General features: G+C 73.9%; 10 protein-coding genes. 6 read left to right on the forward strand and 4 right to left on the reverse strand.

Annotation, left to right across the window (positions count from 1 at the left end; translation table 11 throughout):
* Positions 1–5: 5 nt before the first annotated feature.
* Positions 6–1,937, reverse strand: a complete 1,932-nt coding sequence (locus ACTOQ2_RS38000; RefSeq protein WP_440105916.1) for a hypothetical protein — start codon at positions 1,935–1,937, stop codon at positions 6–8.
* A 424-nt stretch (positions 1,938–2,361) separates the two neighbouring features.
* On the opposite strand from ACTOQ2_RS38000, the gene ACTOQ2_RS38005 reads away from it, so the two are divergent.
* The 4 genes from ACTOQ2_RS38005 (at position 2,362) to ACTOQ2_RS38020 (ending at position 7,281) form a co-directional block, all read left to right on the forward strand.
* Positions 2,362–2,850 carry a cupin domain-containing protein gene (locus ACTOQ2_RS38005; RefSeq protein WP_440105918.1) on the forward strand — a complete coding sequence of 163 codons (489 nt, stop codon included), beginning with the start codon at positions 2,362–2,364 and terminating at the stop codon, positions 2,848–2,850.
* A 5-nt stretch (positions 2,851–2,855) separates the two neighbouring features.
* Complete coding sequence (locus tag ACTOQ2_RS38010; RefSeq protein WP_440105920.1) at positions 2,856–3,539, forward strand: ArsR/SmtB family transcription factor; 684 nt, start codon at positions 2,856–2,858, stop codon at positions 3,537–3,539.
* Positions 3,540–3,775: 236 nt separating this feature from the next.
* Positions 3,776–6,391, forward strand: a complete 2,616-nt coding sequence (locus ACTOQ2_RS38015; RefSeq protein ID WP_440105922.1) for a DUF7824 domain-containing protein — start codon at positions 3,776–3,778, stop codon at positions 6,389–6,391.
* Positions 6,388–7,281, forward strand: a complete 894-nt coding sequence (locus ACTOQ2_RS38020) for a hypothetical protein (RefSeq protein WP_440105924.1) — start codon at positions 6,388–6,390, stop codon at positions 7,279–7,281. Before ACTOQ2_RS38015 ends, ACTOQ2_RS38020 begins: the two co-directional genes overlap by 4 nt.
* Positions 7,282–7,421: 140 nt before the next feature.
* On the opposite strand, the gene ACTOQ2_RS38025 is transcribed toward ACTOQ2_RS38020, so the two are convergent.
* The 3 genes from ACTOQ2_RS38025 to ACTOQ2_RS38035 form a co-directional block, all read right to left on the reverse strand.
* Positions 7,422–9,512 (reverse strand): SDR family NAD(P)-dependent oxidoreductase, encoded by a 2,091-nt coding sequence (locus tag ACTOQ2_RS38025; RefSeq protein ID WP_440105926.1) that lies wholly within the window; start codon positions 9,510–9,512, stop codon positions 7,422–7,424.
* Positions 9,513–9,971: 459 nt separating this feature from the next.
* A complete protein-coding gene (locus ACTOQ2_RS38030) occupies positions 9,972–10,706 on the reverse strand; it encodes a TetR/AcrR family transcriptional regulator (protein WP_440105928.1) in 735 nt (244 codons plus the stop codon).
* A gap of 171 nt (positions 10,707–10,877) precedes the next feature.
* Complete coding sequence (locus tag ACTOQ2_RS38035) at positions 10,878–14,384, reverse strand: BTAD domain-containing putative transcriptional regulator (RefSeq protein ID WP_440105930.1); 3,507 nt, start codon at positions 14,382–14,384, stop codon at positions 10,878–10,880.
* A gap of 150 nt (positions 14,385–14,534) precedes the next feature.
* On the opposite strand from ACTOQ2_RS38035, the gene ACTOQ2_RS38040 reads away from it, so the two are divergent.
* Both ACTOQ2_RS38040 and ACTOQ2_RS38045 read left to right on the forward strand, forming a co-directional pair.
* Positions 14,535–15,122, forward strand: coding sequence for an NADPH-dependent FMN reductase (locus ACTOQ2_RS38040; RefSeq protein ID WP_440105932.1), 588 nt, complete (start codon positions 14,535–14,537; stop codon positions 15,120–15,122).
* A 68-nt stretch (positions 15,123–15,190) separates the two neighbouring features.
* Positions 15,191–15,760: a dihydrofolate reductase family protein gene (locus ACTOQ2_RS38045; protein WP_440105934.1), complete on the forward strand. Its 570-nt coding sequence runs from the start codon at positions 15,191–15,193 to the stop codon at positions 15,758–15,760.
* Positions 15,761–15,948 lie beyond the last annotated feature (188 nt).

Below are 15,948 nucleotides of genomic sequence, written 5' to 3' on the forward strand. Positions count from 1 at the left end.
CCGCATCAGTGTCTGCGCTTCCTGCCGCGGCCACTGGGACGGCCGCGCGAGCCCGGCGCCGGGCTGGGCACGAGGCGGAGCCGGGCGCTCGTGGCAAGCATCGGCTCGTACACCAGCACGCGCAGCTCCTCCAGGGCCGCTCTCGCGGGATGCCCCGAGTCCAGCACCTCCGCGACGAGCTCGGACGCGTTCCCGCCCGCCGACTCGCGGAGCTGCTCCACGACGGCCTCGGGACCGCCCAGCTCCAGCAGAATGATCAAACTCTCGGAGAGGAGCAGCGGGTGCTCGTCGGCGGTGAGATCCTCGGGGCTCAGCTCTCCCGCCTCCAGGAGGGCGGTCAGGACGAGGGGTCCCAGCGCCGGGTCACGCCGGAGCCTCGCCTGCGTCGACCGGCCGTCGGGGAGGGCCTCCGCCAGGGTGGAGAGCATGGCGGAGGCGCGGGTACGGAAGGGGCAGGCGCGTACGGCGTCCAGAAGCGGCTCGATGTCACCTCCGTGCGCCGCCAGCCAGCCCTCGAGCTCGGCCGCGGCCGTCTCCCGGGTGTAGTGCTGGGCGAGCGTCCCCAGCAGTTCGCCCGGCTCGGCGTCCGCCAGCTCCCCGAGCAGCGGGGCGTCCCGCCCGTCGGCGAGCAGCCGCTCCCGTACGGCTCGGGTGCCCAGGGGTGTCAGCCGTACCAGCGGGCCCGGCTCCGCCAGGCGCGACAGGAGCCGGGCGCACGCCTCGGGCGGCAGCGGCAGGCCGTCCTCGGTGAGCTCGCCGATCCCCTCGACGACGCCGGGACGCAGGTCGCTGGAGTACAGCTCGTCGGCCACGCCGTGGCTCGTCTCGACGGCACCGAGGCGGGAGAGGGCGTCGAACACCGTGAGGAGATCCTTGTCGACCCGACGGCGCCAGATGTCCTGACGGAAGCCGTTCTCCTCGGGGTCGAGGAGGAAGTACGCCTGGCAGGCCAGCCATACGGTCTCCTGCAGCCGGGCCACGGGGATCGGGGCCGGCAGGCTGTACATCGTGTTCAGCACGTCGGGCAGCAGCTCGTCGAATGCCGTGACGAGCATCGAGGGGCGGGACCACCCGGAGGCGGGCGCGCAGATCGCGACGCCCAGCTCGAAGGCCGCCTCGAACGCGCGCCGCCACAGCTTCTCCGGGTCACGCAGGAGCGGGGCGGCCTTGGCCACCGGGACCAGGCGCTCCTTGCGCACCCGCACCAGGCCCGCCTTCTTCGCCCACGCCAGCAGGAGGCTCACCCGGGGTAGCTCGGTGGAACTGCGCACCCGCAGGTCCCGTTCCCCGGTGCCCAGCAGCTCGGCCAGCTCGCGGGCGTCGGCCAGCCGCAGGTTCCCGGTCTTGGTGAGGGGTCGCCCGTCCGTCCCCACCCAGCCGGGCAGGGCGGCCAGCTGCCGTACGATCTCGCTCCGGGCGGCCTCGGCGGCGAGTTCGGCGGCGGGAGGGAGGGCGACGGGACACTGGGGGAAGGCCCGCTCGTCGTCGGGTCCCGCGCCGGCGAACTCGGCTTCGAGAAGCCTGTCGAGCACGTCGGCGTCGAACCGTATCCGGCCCGCGTCGATATCGCGCCGGAATCTGGCCACAGCCCTTTCGTCGTCGAGGACGACGCCGTTGTCGAGGGCGGTCTGCGTCCAGAACTTCCCGAGGCCCTGCCGGGCCGGGTCGGCCAGCGCCGCCGGATACTCCGCCGCGGCCTTGGCCACGGCCACCTCCAGCTCCGTGAGGGAGGCGCCCCGGGGGTCGCGCAGGCCGGACGCGGTGAGGTAGCGCAGGAGCGTCAGCAGGCTTTCCGGCGCGGTGTCGAGGACCTCCCGCTCGGCCACGAGGTGCCGGGGAATCCATTCCAGGAGGAAGCGCCGCACCTGCCGCGCGTCCCAGCAGGCCAGCCGCCCGTCCCGGCTGTGGTGGCGCGCGTTCAGAGCCGCCGCCAGCATCGCCTCGTCGGCCCGCGCGCCGTGCTCACCCGCCCAGGCGAGGCAACGACGGATCAGCAGGTCCTTCGCCGACTCGAACTCCTCGGTCTCCTACGGATCGAAAAGCGTCCGCACCATGAACTCCCACGCTCATATCACCGGACCGGGTCGAGTCGCTCTTTCCCGACCGCTCTCGCCGTCCGTGTCATGTACCGGCCATCCCTTTCCGCAGGGACGGTGTATGCGGGTCGGTGACCAGGAGCTCGTTGAGGACAGGTCCCTCCTCGACACGCACGTGATCCATCGTGACAGTATCGCCGACGACGCGGGGGCCAACCGAGCCCGTGTGGCGTCACGGATCCCGTCGCTCGCGTCGCGTCTTTCGCGCTTTATCCCTATATTCTATAGTTCTTGGGAATATTGGTTCACAGGGATGGAGTATGCGATGTCATACCCGAAGGCGCTTTACCTGGACGAGGCGGGCGAGAGCAGCGGGATCTTCCGGCCGGCGAGCGCGGGGCCGGATCTGACGATCGGCGGGACGGCGGTGCACTACCTGGGCACCGGCGCCTCGACGGGCGGGCAGTTCGGCCTGTACCGCTGGGAGATGGGGCCGAAGCCGTCCGGCCCGGCGCCCCACTTCCACCGGACGATCTCCGAGTCCTTCTTCGTCCTGTCCGGGACGGTGCGGCTGTTCGACGGGCGGAGCCAGATCGACGCGACGGAGGGAGACTTCCTGCACGTCCCGGCGGGCGGGGTGCACAGCTTCCGCAACGAGTCCGGCGAACCGGCCTCGATGCTCCTGCTCTTCGCCCCCGGGGCACCGCGCGAGGCGTACTTCGAGGAACTCGGCGCGATCGTGGCCGAGGGACGTCAGCTCAGCGACGCGGAGTGGACGGATCTCTATCTTCGCCACGACCAGTACATGGTCTGACGGTCATGGCGGAGTTTCGCGAGGAACCGATCTACCGGCAGCTGGCGCGGATCGGGAAGACGCTGGCCAGCCCGGTGCGGCTCAGGCTGCTCGACGTGCTCGACCAGCGGGAACGCACCGTCGAGCAGCTGTCCGAGGCGGCCGGCGTCCCGCTGAAGAACACCTCGGCCCAGCTGCAGCAGCTCCGCGCCGCCCACCTGGTGACGAGCCGCAGGAACGGTACGCGGATCTACTACCGGCTGGCCGACGAGCGGGTCTCCCGGTTCCTGGGCGAGCTGCAGGACTTCGCCGGGGAAAGGCTCGCCGACCTGCGGGAGGCGGTGTCCGAACACCTCGGCGACCCCGCGGCGCTTGAGCCGGTGACCGCCGGCGAGCTCGCCGCGCGTCTCGCCGACCCCGGATCCGGCATCGTGATCGTCGACGTCCGTCCCGCGGCCGACCACGCCCGCGGTCATGTGCCGGGGGCGCTGTCGGTGCCCCTGGCCGAGCTGCGCGACCGTCTCGACGAGCTCCCCAGGGACGCCGAGATCGTGGCCTACTGCGGCGGACCCTACTGCGCGGTCTCTCCGGAGGCCGTACGGCTGCTGCGCGAGCGGGGTTTTCACGCGCGCCCGCTGGACGGCGGGCTCGCCCGCTGGCGGCGTACGGGCAACCGGCTGCAGGCCGGTCCCACCCCCGTGACCCTGTGACGAGTCCGTGGTTTCGCGACAGGGCCACGGACTCGTCGCAGGTCCCGGCTCCGTGACGGGTCCGCGGCCGAATTGTCGGAGTGGATCACTACTGTTCGCGGCATGTCCACCCCCCACCCGCACGCTGCCTCGCCGGCCGGGACGAAGGTCCCCGTTCCCGGCGAACTCCCTCCCACCTCCCGCCGCGAAGAGGCCGGCCGCCGCGAAGAGGCCGGCCACCGTGAAGAGGCCGGCGCATGACCGCCTGGGAGGAGATCCGCGGGCTCATCGACCGCCGGGACGCCGACGCCGTCGCGGCCCGGCTCGCCGGGCTGGACGAGGAGGCGCGCAAGGAGGTCGCCCGCCGCCTTCCCGGACACCTGAGGACGCTGCGCGGCCGGCGCGAATCCTGGGAGGGGCTCGACGACCACGCCGAGGCGCTCCGCGCCGCCGGGGCCGGGGTCCTTCCCGGGGCGGCCGCCGTGGCGACCTGGCTGAACCGCCGGGACTTCACCTCCCGCTGGAGCCCGCCGTACGAGGACACCGAGCGGATCATGACGATTCTCGCGGCCCGGCCGGCGCGGTGGCGGGCCGACCTGGCGGGGCGGCTCGTGCTGAGGCTCCGGACGTGGGAGGACCGCGGCCTGGAGTTGGCGCTCGCCCTGCTCCGCGCGACCGGGATCGAGGTGCCGGACCACGATCCGGTGGTCGCCGGATGGGCGAGCGCGGCCGGCGCCCTGCCCGCGCCGCACGAGGACCCGCTCTTCGACGTCATGCTTCCCCGCCTCTTCGAGGCCCAGGGGGTGGGGCGGGTTCTGCAGTGGGAGAGCGATCCGGCCCGGTCGCTGCTGGGTGCTCTGCGCACCCTGGCCGCCCGAGACGTGACGAGACGGCAGGAGCTGCTCCAGGGATGCGTCAGGCGGTTCCTGCTGGGGGGCTCGGTGGCGGAGCTGCGGTTCTTCGTCCGCCTGCACGAGGCCCTGGAGCCCGCGCCGCACGAGATCGAGCCGCAGGCCCGTGACTACCTGCGGCTGCTGCCCGCGGCCCCGGGGCCGGTCGCCGAGCTGGCGCTGCGGCACCTGCGCGGGCTCGACGGGCTCGACCCCCTCGACCTGCTGGAGGGATGGGAGGCGGTGCTCTTCCGGCCCGAGCGCAAGCTCGTCCGCGCCGGACTCACCTGGCTGGACCAGCGGGTACGGCTCTCGCCCGGCCTCGTGACCTCGATCGCCGGACCACTGGCGCTCGCGCTCGCCGCCGACTCCGCCGAGCTGCGGGAAAGGGCGCTGACGCTCGCGATCAAGTACGCGGACCTGATGGACGACGAGGGCCGTGCCGTCATCCGCGACGCGCTCGGCACGCTCCCGCCCGACCTCGGACGGCGTGCCTTCGCGGTCTTCGGCGGCGAGGAGCCGGCCGGGACCGATCCGCGGGACGGGTTCGATCCGCCCGCGCTCCCTCGGCCCGACGTCCCGCGGCGGATGCCGGAACCGATCGGTTCCGTGGCCGAGATGGTGCCCCTGCTGGACGACTCCGACGACTGGCAGGCGTGGGAGCGGCTGCTCGCCGGTTTCGTCACCCTCGTGCATCAGGATCGGGAGGGCACGGCCGCCGCGTTCAAGCCCCACCTGACCGGCAGGTACGAGCACCTGTACGGAGTGCATTACTGGAACCGGGAGGGCATGGCCGCCGACCTGCCGGGCGGGTACGGGCACCTGTACGGAGTGCATCACTGGAACCGGGTCCACCAGTGGTTGGTCGGCGCCGCGTGTTCCCTCACCGGCGTCGCGCCGGAGCGCGGCTCCTGGAGGAGCAGGCTCCCCGACACCCGCCGCCTCCCTCCGCCGCGCCTGCTCCTGCTGCACCGGGCCGCCGAGATCCACAGGGCCGTGGAGGAGGACGTCGTCCCGCCCCTGCTGCTGGCCACCCCCACCCTCACGACCGGGCACGTGGAGGCGGCCGAGCTGGTGACGAGGCTGGAGGTCATCGAGGCCGCCGGGGCGAAGCCGCTCGCCGCGGACCTGCAGCAGGCGCTCCTGCGGCTGCCGAGAGAGCGGGACGGGGAGGCGGCCGAACGCGCAGGCCGGCTCTCCTCGGCGGCCGGTCGCCTGGTCGCCCGATGGCTGTCCGGTGCCCGGCTCGCGGACCCGGTGGTGGAGATGGGCCGGTCCCACCCGGAACACGGGTACGGGGAGGCGCAGCCCGTCCTGTCGCTGCGCGCGCCGGCCACCGGGCTGCCCCTCGTCGACCGGATGTTCGTCGACTCCCCGCGGTATGGCGACGGGATCCAGCCGAGCTGGTGGCCGTCGATGTTCCCGTCCCACCGCGAGGTGGCTGCCGCCTACCTGTCACGCCAGCTTCGGCATGACCAGTGGCACCACATGGCGGTACGACCGGGCCGGCTGCGCGAGCTCGCCCGGCTCGACGGGCCGCCGGGAGCCGCCGTGGCGCTCGTCCTCGCCCGCCTGCTGGGAAACCCGGACACGCCGGAGGCCGTCGACATCCTGCTGGAGATGGCGGGGCGCGGCGACCTGCCGGCCGCCGAACTCGGCGGGCAGGCGGCGGCGCTGGTCGAATACGACCAGATCAAGCTCGTCCACCTGACGACGGCCCTGGGGTCGGCGGCCCGCCAGGGCGCCCACGAGGAGGTGTGGACGGCGCTCGCCGCGGCCTTGCCGGCGCTCCTGCCCCAGGCCGGTGACCGGCCGCGCCACGGGCTGACCGGGTTCGTGGAGCTGGCCGCCACCACGGCGGCGTGGTGTCGCGCCCGCGGGGCGATCCCCGAGATCGAGGCCATGGCGGCGCGCAGGGGATCGAGCGGCCTGCTCCGTGAGGCGCGCCGCCTGCACGGGCTGTTGACGGCGAAGGAAGGATGACCATGCGCTCGAAGTACGACGAGGAGCGCCGCCTGCGGCTGGCGATCGGCGACCTGGTCCGTGCCGCCGCGCCTCCCGGCTGGAGCGACGCCACGGTCCGTTGCGGCCAGGTCGGGGGATTCACCCGCGTCGTCGTGGACTGCGACGGGGCAGAGGTCGGCGTTCATGGGCTGGAGGAGCAGGTCCGGCGACTCCGCGAGCTGGCCTACCGCGACGGCGAGGGCACGTGGTTCTCCTGCGAGCTGCGCTTCACGCCGGGGAGCAGGTCGTACCGGGGACACGTGGACGCCGAGAGGTTTCCCTTCCCCGACGGCACGGACATCCCCGACCTCGCGCCGCTGGAAGAACTGGCGGTGTTTCCTCGCGACACCGTTCCCGGCTGGCTGCGGGACGCCCTCCCGACCGCGGTCCCGATGGGACTCCGCGAGCCCGAGGACTCCTGGCCTCACTTCGGCGATTCAGGCGTGCCACCGGATCCCGAGCCGGTCGTCTCCGGGGAGCTGGCCTACACGCCGATCGAGCACATGGTCGTTCGCGGTTCCGGATTCGGCGAGGAGCGCGAAGGGCCCACCGCCTTCCTGCACGGGGAGACCGGTGGAGGTGGTGACCACCTCCTCTTCCTCGGCGGAAAAGGCGGGGGAGAGCAGCCTTACTGGGTGGCCCGCGAGGGCATGCGGGGCACCGGGGGCGGCATCACCGCCTGCGTGCTCGACGACCGGCGCCTCGTCCTGCACCTCACCCCCAGGGCGGCGGACGACATGGAGACCGAGACCGTCCTCACCGTCGACCTGAACCTGACGCCCGCCGAGACGGAGCGGTTGCGGACCGTTCTCAGCGGGGTGTTCCACGGTGGATCGTCCGACTGGATGCCCTCGCTCACCGGTTTCTGACGCACCGGCCGGGCGGGGGGCCGGTGCGGCAGAGCGGGCGGGGTGCTCCCGAACTGTCCGTTCTGACGCACCGGCCGGGCGGGGCCGACCGGGGCGAACGGGCGGGGTGCCCTCGGATGTGCCCGGTGGGCGCCGGTCCTCTACCTCCGGTGCCTGCTCACCATCCCCGCCGCGAGGGGGGCGTTCGCGAAGTCGCCGGCCGCCACGCGGGCCGCGACGGTGCGGCGTACGAGGCGGTCGGCCAGGGAGGGGGCGTGCCTGCCGACCATCATCTCGACGCGCCCCCGGACGGTGGTCGCCACGTCGCGCGGGGCGCGGCGGGCGGTGACGGCGCGGACGATCGCGTCGACCACGCCCTCGACGGGTTCCGGCCTGGACACCGCGTCCAGGGACAGTCCCGCCTGCCGCGTACTGTCGTGGATCGGGCTGCGGACCATGCTCGGGTAGACCGTCGTCACGCCGACGTGCGTGCCGACCTCCAGCCGGAGCGCGTCGGCGTAGGCCGCGAGCGCGCGCTTGGAGACGCCGTACGCCGCCGCCAGCGGCAGTGGCAGGAGCGCCATCCGCGAGGCGATGAAGACCACCCGCCCGCGGGTGCGCACCAGGTGGGGCATGACCGTCGCCGTCACGCGCCAGGCGCCGAGGAGGTTCAGCCGCAGCTGCGCCTCGACCTCCTCGCCGGGAGCGAGCTCGGCCGGGGCGGGTCCGCCGCGCCCCGCGTTGTTGACCAGCAGGTCGATGCCGCCGAGCAGGGCCGCGGCCTCGGCCACCGCGGCGTCGACGGACTCCTGGGAGGTGATGTCGCACGCGATGATCGGGCCGGAGTCGTCGGGGCGGGCTGTGTCCACGATGTCCAGGCCGACCACGTGCGCGCCCTGGGCGGTGAACCGCGCGCTCATCGCCCTGCCGAAGGTGCCCGCCGCGCCGGTGACCAGGATCCGGCGCCCGGCCAGCGCGCGGGACGGGGCGGCGCGCAGCTCGCGGTCCATGACGCGGAGGTACTGGTCGACGTCGATCCGCATGTGGGGCCTGCGCCGCCCCCAGCGGTCGCGGGCGGCGTCGAGTTCGGTGGAGGCGATCCGCCGCGCGGTCCCGGGGTCGGGCAGCCGGTGGGTTCCCGCGCGTACGGCGGCCACGAGGCGGCTCTGCGCCTCGACGACGGGCAGCGCCGAGCCGGTCGACTGCATCAGCCCGACGTAGCTGATCGAGTCGTCGCCGATGGGGAAGACGTGGCGGTAGAGCAGCGCGCTCGCCGGGTCGGGCATCGTGGCGGCGTCCAGGAACGGTGTCACGGCCCGGTAGCCGGTGCACCAGACGATGTGGTCGACCTCGTCCACCTGACCGTCGGCGAAGTGGACCCGCGGGCCGTCCAGGCGCGCGACGCCCTGGCGGGCGAGCACCCTTCCCTCCGCGATCAGCCGGGGGACGGAGTCGCTCAGGGTGGGGTGGTCCTGGAGCACGCCCTCGCGGGGAGCGGGCAGGCGCGGCCCGGCGGGTCTCCTGTCGGCGACCCTGAGCACCGCCTGGGAGACCACCTGCCGCACCCGCCAGGGCAGCAGGGCCGCGAGGGCGCCGTTGAGCTGGTCGGAGGGGCGGCCCAGCAGCCGCTTGGGCAGCACCCAGACACCCCGCCTGGCCGACAGCAGCACGGCCGACGCGTGGCCGGCCAGCTCGGCGGCGATGTCCATCGCGGAGTTGCCGGTGCCTACGACGAGCACGCGCCTGCCGGCCAGCTCGGTGGGGGTGACGTAGTCGTGCGCGTGCGACTCGGTGCCGGTGAACGTCCCCGGGTACGGCGGCTCGGGGAGCCGGGGCTCGTGGTTGTGACCGTTGGCCACCACCAGGTGCTCCACCGTCTCGCGGTAGGGCCCCTCGGGGCCGGTCAGCTCCAGCTCCCAGCCGTCCCCGGTGCGCCGGGCCGATTCGAGCGTCGTGCCGAACCGGAAGTGCTCGCCGACCCCGAAGCGGTCGGCGTAGGAGCGCAGGTATTCGAGCATCTGGGCGCGGTCCGGGTAGTCGGGCCACTCGGCGGGCATCGGGAAGTCGGAGAACTCCGTGCGCGGCTTGCTCGTGTTGAGGCGGAGACCCTCGTAGGACGCGGTGTCGGCGTCCAGCCGCCACAGGCCGCCGAGGGAGGTGGCGCGCTCGACGCCGAGGACGGGCAGACCGGCCTCGACGAGGGCCTTGACCGCGGCTATGCCCGCCGCGCCGCCACCGACGACGGCGGTCACGCCACCACGACCCGGTGTTTCGCCGGCCGCGTCGGTCGCGTTCCGATCCGGTGTTTCGCCGGCCGCGTCGGTCGCGTTCCGATCCGGTGTTTCGCCGGCCGCGTCGGTCGCGTTCCGATCCGGTGTTTCGCCGGCCGCGTCGGTCGCGTTCCGATCCGGTGTTTCGCCGGCCGCGTCGGTCGCGTTCCGATCCGGTGTTTCGCCGGCCGCGTCGGCCGCGTTCCGATCCGGTGTTTCGCCGGCCGCGTCGGCCGCGTTCCGATCCGGTGTTTCGCCGGCCGCGTCGGCCGCGCTCCGGCCCGGCGTACCGTCGGTCGCGTCGGCCGCGCTCCGGTCCGCCGGGCCCTCGCGGTCGGCGGTCGCCCCCTGGCCCGCCACGGTGCCGCCGCCGACGGCCGCTTCCCGGCCCGCTTCGCTTGCGCCCATCCGCTGCCTCCCATATTCCATCGATTGATGGAATTATTGGCCGTCGGAGGCGCCCGCGCCAGGGGTCGCGTAGAGCCGGTCGACGAAGCGGTGGGCGTAGGCGCGGAACTCACGCCTCTCGCGGTCCGCGGTCACCGCGTCGCCGCCGTGGGAGCTCAGGGCGCTCAGCGCGGTCACGTGGCCGTGGGCCGCCCAGACCAGGCTGCGCACGGTGATGTGCGGCGTCGGCTCGACGACGAGGCCGCGGGTGGCCGCCTCCAGCAGGGCGCGCTCGATCTCGCCGTAGATCGGCAGCGAGTACGCCTCGTCCAGGGACAGGTGGAGGGTGGGGTCCAGCCACCGCCGCAGCCACAGGAAGGTGGTCTGGGGATGCTCGTCGAGGAAGTCGACGAACGCGTCCACCAGGGCGTGCATCGCGCCCACGACGTCGCCGGGGGGGTCGGAGCGCACGGCGGCGAGGAAGGCGCGCACCGGCGGCGTGAGCGTCGCCTGCTCCAGCTCGAAGACGCGCGCGAAGCAGGCGTCGTACAGCGACGCCTTCGACGGGAAGTGGTGGTGCACGCTGGAGACGTCGATCCCGACCCGGGCGGCGATGTCGCGCACGGAGACGCCGCCGGCCCCGTGCCGGGCGAAGAGGACCGTCGCCTCGGCGAGGATGCGGTCGGGTGTCGACGGCGCGGTCGGCGCGGAACGGTCCCTGGGCGGGCGGCCCCTGCGGCGCGCCCGGGGCGCGGAGACGTCTTCCCCGCTCTCCTCGTTCTTCCTCATGCCGGACAGTCTGCCAGGATCGCCGGCCCTGATAATCCATCAGGAAATTGATTTACCTGCGCTGGGTGATCACCGGATCCGGGAGGACGGCGTGCCCCGGGGCGGCCCTCCAGGGTCCGGTGACCGCCGACCCGGCGCGCCCCCCGCTCCCGGCCCGGTGGGGAGGCGTGTTCAGTCCGGTGCGGCCGCGGCGGCGTCCGGTATGACGGCCGTGGACCTGATCTGATCGGGCGTGAGCGCGGTGCCGCGTTCGTGTTCGGCGGCGAAGCGCTCCTCGCCCAGCGCGTCACGGATCCGCGAGGTGATCCGGTCGACGTCGCCGCCCTCCAACGGGCTCGGGGGCACGGAGTCCGATGCGCGGGCCGCGGTGCCCGCGCCCAGGAGCCGGGCGGCGCGGTCGTGGTGTCCGGCGACGGCCAGGGCTCCGGCCAGGCCGTACACGGCGACCGTCATCTCCCGGGCCCCGTCGAGCCTGGCCGAGAGGTCCAGGGCCGAGAGGTGCAGGCTGAGGGCCGTCGCCGCGTCGCCGCGCTGCTCGGCGACGAAGCCGAGCTCGGCCACGATCATCGGCAGGTACGGCGGCGGCTCCTCGGTGCCGGGCGGGGTGCGGTCCAGCACCTCGCGCAGGTGGGTCTCCGCGATGTCGAGGCGGCCGGCCCTGCGCGCGGCGAAGGCCAGTCCCATCCGGGCGAAGACCTGCCCCGCCTGGTGGCCCTGTTCCATGGAGAGCCGCAGCGACCTCTCGCTCGACTCCGCCGCCCGCGCGTAGTCGCCGCGCTGCAGCGCGATCCAGCCCAGCCAGCCCAGCCGCCCGGCGAACTCCGTCCACAGCCCGAGTTCCTCGGCCAGGCGCATGCCGTCGCGCTGCAGCCGTTCGGCCCGGTCGAGGTCACCGGTCATCTCGGCCAGCGCGCCGAGCCAGCCGCCGGCCTCCAGCTGCCCCCAGCGCTCCCCGAGCTCGCCGAAGATCCGCGCGCTGCGCTCGCCGTCGCGCTCGAGCCCCTCCACGTCGCCGCGTACGTGCGCGAGCTTGGCCCGGAGGGCGAGGGCCGCGGCCGTCCCCCACCGGTCGCCGAGCGCCTCGAAGGAGGGGAGCGCCCGGTCCAGCAGGTCCGCGGCGGCGGACAGGTCGCCGAGGTCGAGCCCCGCGTAGGCGAGGATCCACCACGCCCTGGCACGCCCGCCGGGATCGTCCGCGTCCTCGTACGCCTCCAGGGCCGCCCGGCGAAGCTTCTCCCGGTCGGCGACCTCCACCTCGCCCTGGAGGAACTCGACCGCGGTCTTCCAGGTGAGGGCCCTGGCCCGGAGCGCGGCGAACGAGACGCTCCCGGAGCCGCCGGCGGTGTCCGGCTCAGGGTTCCCGGTCGTACCCGGTTCGCGGTCTCGGGGGACGGCGACCGGTGGTGCGCCGGGAACGGCCAGTGCCGCCGCCAGGGATCGGCGGGCCTCGGCCAGCCGGCCGCGCAGGAACCAGTACCAGGCCATCGCGCCGGCGAGACGCAGCGCGCCGTCCGCGTCGCCGTTCCTGACGGCCGCGTTCAGCGCGGCGCGGAGGTTGGCGGCGTCGGCGTCGAGGCGCCGCAGCCAGCGCCGCTGGTCCGCCTCGTAGAGGCGCGGCGCGGCTCGCTCGGCGAGGCCTGTGTAGTGGCGCAGGTGCCGCAGCCGCACCCGTTCGTACTCCCCGGACCGCTGGAGACGCTCGACGCAGTACGCCGCCACCGATTCCAGCAGCCGGTATCTCGGCCCGTCGGCGCCGTCCACCATGACCACCAGCGACCGGTTCACCAGCCGCGCCACCAGGTCGAGCACGTCCGCGGCCGGAACGTCGTCCTGCGCGCAGACGGCCTCGGCGGCCTCCATGGTGCAGCCGTCGGCGTGCACGGCGAGGCGACGCAGGACGGCGCGCTCGGCGCCGGTCAGCAGCTCCCAGCTCCAGTCGATCATCGCCGTCAGGGTCTGCTGGCGCGGCGGGACGCCCCGGTGCCCGGTGGCCAGCAGCCGGAACCGGTCGTCCAGGCGGGCGACGAGACCGTGCACCCCGAGGGCGGGCACCCTCGTCGCGGCCAGCTCCAGCGCCAGCGGGATGCCGTCCAGCCTGCGGCACAGCGCCGCGACCGCCGGGGCGGTGTCCGCGTCGAGGACGAATCCCCGGGCCCCCCGGGCCCCCCGGACCCCCTGGGTCGCGGCGGACGCGCGTGCCACGAACAGCCGTACGGAACCCGTCCGCTCCAGCGCGGGGATGTCGTCGGTGACCCGGCCGGGGACCTCCAGTGGCGGGACGCTCCAGACCACCTCGCCGGGCAGGGCGAGCGGCTCCTGGCTGGTCGCGAGGATCCGCAGCCCCGGGGCGGCACGCAGCAGCAGCCCGGCCAGCTCGGCGACCGGCTCGACGACGTGCTCGCAGTTGTCCAGCACCAGCAGCAGCCGCCGGGGGCGCAGCGCCTCGGTGAGCCGGTCGGCGGCGGTCACCGGCCCCGCGGCGCCCGCCGTGTCCTGGACGTCCAGCACCGCCATGATCGTCTCAGCCAGCCGGTGGACCGCGTCCTCGTCGCCGGGGCGGTCGAGCGCGGCCAGCTCGACCAGCCAGACCCCGTCACGCACGCCGCCGGAGACGTTGCCTGAGGGGACACCGTCCGAGGGAACACCGCCCGAGGGGACGTTGCCCGAGGAGGTACCGCCGGAGGGGACACCGCCCGAGGATGCGCCGGCGGAAGGGCGGGGGGCGGCGCCGGAGGGGGCCGCCTCCGGGCCGGTCAGGTGCCTGGCGACCTCGAGCGCCAGGCGGGTCTTGCCCACGCCGCCGGGACCGGTGAGCGTCACCAACCGCTCTGCCTCCACCAGGGCGCGGATCCCGGTGACGGCCTCCTCCCTGCCGATCAGGCCGGTGAGGGGCGCAGGGAGGTTGCCGCTGGGCCTGTCGGGGAGAACGCCGGGCGCGGCCAGCGCCGGGTCCCGGGCGAGGACGGCCCGGTGCAGGGCGACCAGGTCGGCGCCCGGGTCCAGGCCCAGCTCGTCGGCGAGCAGCACGCGCAGTTCCTCGTAGCTGTCCAGCGCCTCGCTCTGCCGCCCGGACCGGTACAGGGCACGCATGTGGGCGGCGCGCAGCCGCTCCCTGAGGGGATGCGCCGCGAGCAGGTCGCCGAGTTCCCCGGCGAGCAGGACATGCTCGCCCAGCTCCAGCCGTACCTCCGCGCGGTCCTCCTGCGCGGTCAGCCGCCGCTCCTCCAGCCGCGCGATCGCGGGGCGCGCGAACGGCTCGTCACCGAAGTCGGCGAACGCGGGACCGCGCCACGACGCCAGCGCGTCGGCCAGCAGCGCCGCCCTGACCGACGGGTCCCCGGCCAGGGCCGCCTCCTCGAGGAGGCGCAGGAAACCGGCGACGTCGGTGTCGGCCCTCACCACGTAACCCGCGGGATGGCGGACGATCAGGTCCCGGCAGCCGGGTTCGGCGTCCTCCAGCACCCTGCGCAGCTGCGAGACCTTGGCCGACAGGGCGCTGGCCGGGTTGCCGGGCGGATCGTCGCCCCACAGGTCGTCGATCAGCCGGTCGGCGGGCACCGGGCGCCCCTCGTGCACCAGGAGGTCGGCCAGCAGGGTGCGGACCTTCAGCCCGGGGATCGCCACCGGCTCGCCGGAGGTCGTCCACACGGCCAGTGGCCCAAGCACCCCGAAACGCATGAAGGCCACGATAACGCCGCGCGCTCATCGTCTTACCGCGGATTCTCGCGCTCCCCGGTCCGGCCGTAAAACGACGGGAGCTTTTCCGTAAGAGGGGTGCGGCATCGTGGGACACGTCGAACCGGGGACGGACGCGAGGGAGGTACGGAGATGTCGCAGGACGACCGGCTGCGGCTGGCGGTCATCATCGGGAGCACCCGCGACGGCCGGTTCGGGCCCACCGTGGCGGGCTGGTTCACCGGCCGGGCCCGCAGGCGCGGCGATCTGGACGTCGACCTGATCGACCTGGCAGAGACCGGCCTGCCGCAGACCCTCAACGACCAGGAGGGGCCCGTCCCCGCCGAGGTGGCCGCCCTGGCACCGAGGCTGGCGGCCGCCGACGCCTTCGTCGTGGTCACCCCCGAGTACAACCGGAGCTTCCCGGCTCCGCTGAAGACCGCCATCGACTGGTACTACGAGGAGTGGCAGGCCAAGCCCGTCGCCTTCGTCGCCTACGGCAGGGACTCCGGCGGCCTGCACGCGGTCGACCAGCTCCGCCAGGTCTTCACCGAACTGCACGCCGTGGCCATCCGCGACGCCGTCACCCTTCCCCGCTACTGGGATCTCTTCGCCGCCGACGGCACCTGGCCCAGGGCCGGCGCGGAGTGCAACACCGCGGTGCGGACCACGCTCGACCGGCTGACCTGGTGGGCCCGCGCCCTGCGCGACGCCCGGGCCAGGAACCCGTACGTCACCTGAACCCCTTCCCCATCCAGATCATCCTGCTTCATCCGGCCTCATCCAGCACGAACGACACGGAGAAAACCATGCGCAAGATCATCGCCATGACCCACACCACGCTCGACGGCTACATCGACAACCCCCACCTGTGGTCCATGCCGTACTCGGACGAGGAGTCGGGAGCGTACGCCCTGGACCTCACGCTCGGCTGCGACGCCCTGCTGCTGGGACGGGTCACCTACGTGGGCATGGCCCAGGCGTGGCCCGGCATGAGCAACCCCTACGCCGACCACGTGAACAGCATCGAGAAGTACGTGGTCTCCTCGACGCTGGAGAAGGCCGAGTGGGAGAGCTCGACCATCATCCACGGTGACGACCTCGTCACCAAGGTGACCGAACTGAAGGGGCGGCCCGGCGGGAACATCATGATCTGGGGCTGTGGCCGGCTCACCGACGAGCTCATGGAGAACGGCCTGCTCGACGAGTACCGGCTCCTGGTCTCCCCGGTCATCCTCGGCGAGGGGCAGCGGCTGTTCCGCGGGGAGAACGTCAAGGCGACCCTGGAGCTCGTGGACAACACGACGTTCGGCACCGGCCTCGTCGCTCTCGCCTACCGCCCGGTGAACGCGGCGGGCAGCCAGGCGAACGAGGGCTGAGCGGCACGACCGGAGTCCCGGAGGCGCGCGCCGCCTCCGGGACTCCGTGTTTCCCGGTGCTTCCCGGTGTTTCCCGTGTCCCCCGGCACGCTCCCCTGGCGTTGGTGGCCGGACCCTCGTTCATCGAGATCCGGCAGGACGAGGAGCTCCCGCCCGGAGACTCCCCTCATATAGTTGTGGGCCAATTG

This window comes from Streptosporangium sp. H16 (assembly GCF_051918855.1).
GTDB lineage: Bacteria > Actinomycetota > Actinomycetes > Streptosporangiales > Streptosporangiaceae > Streptosporangium.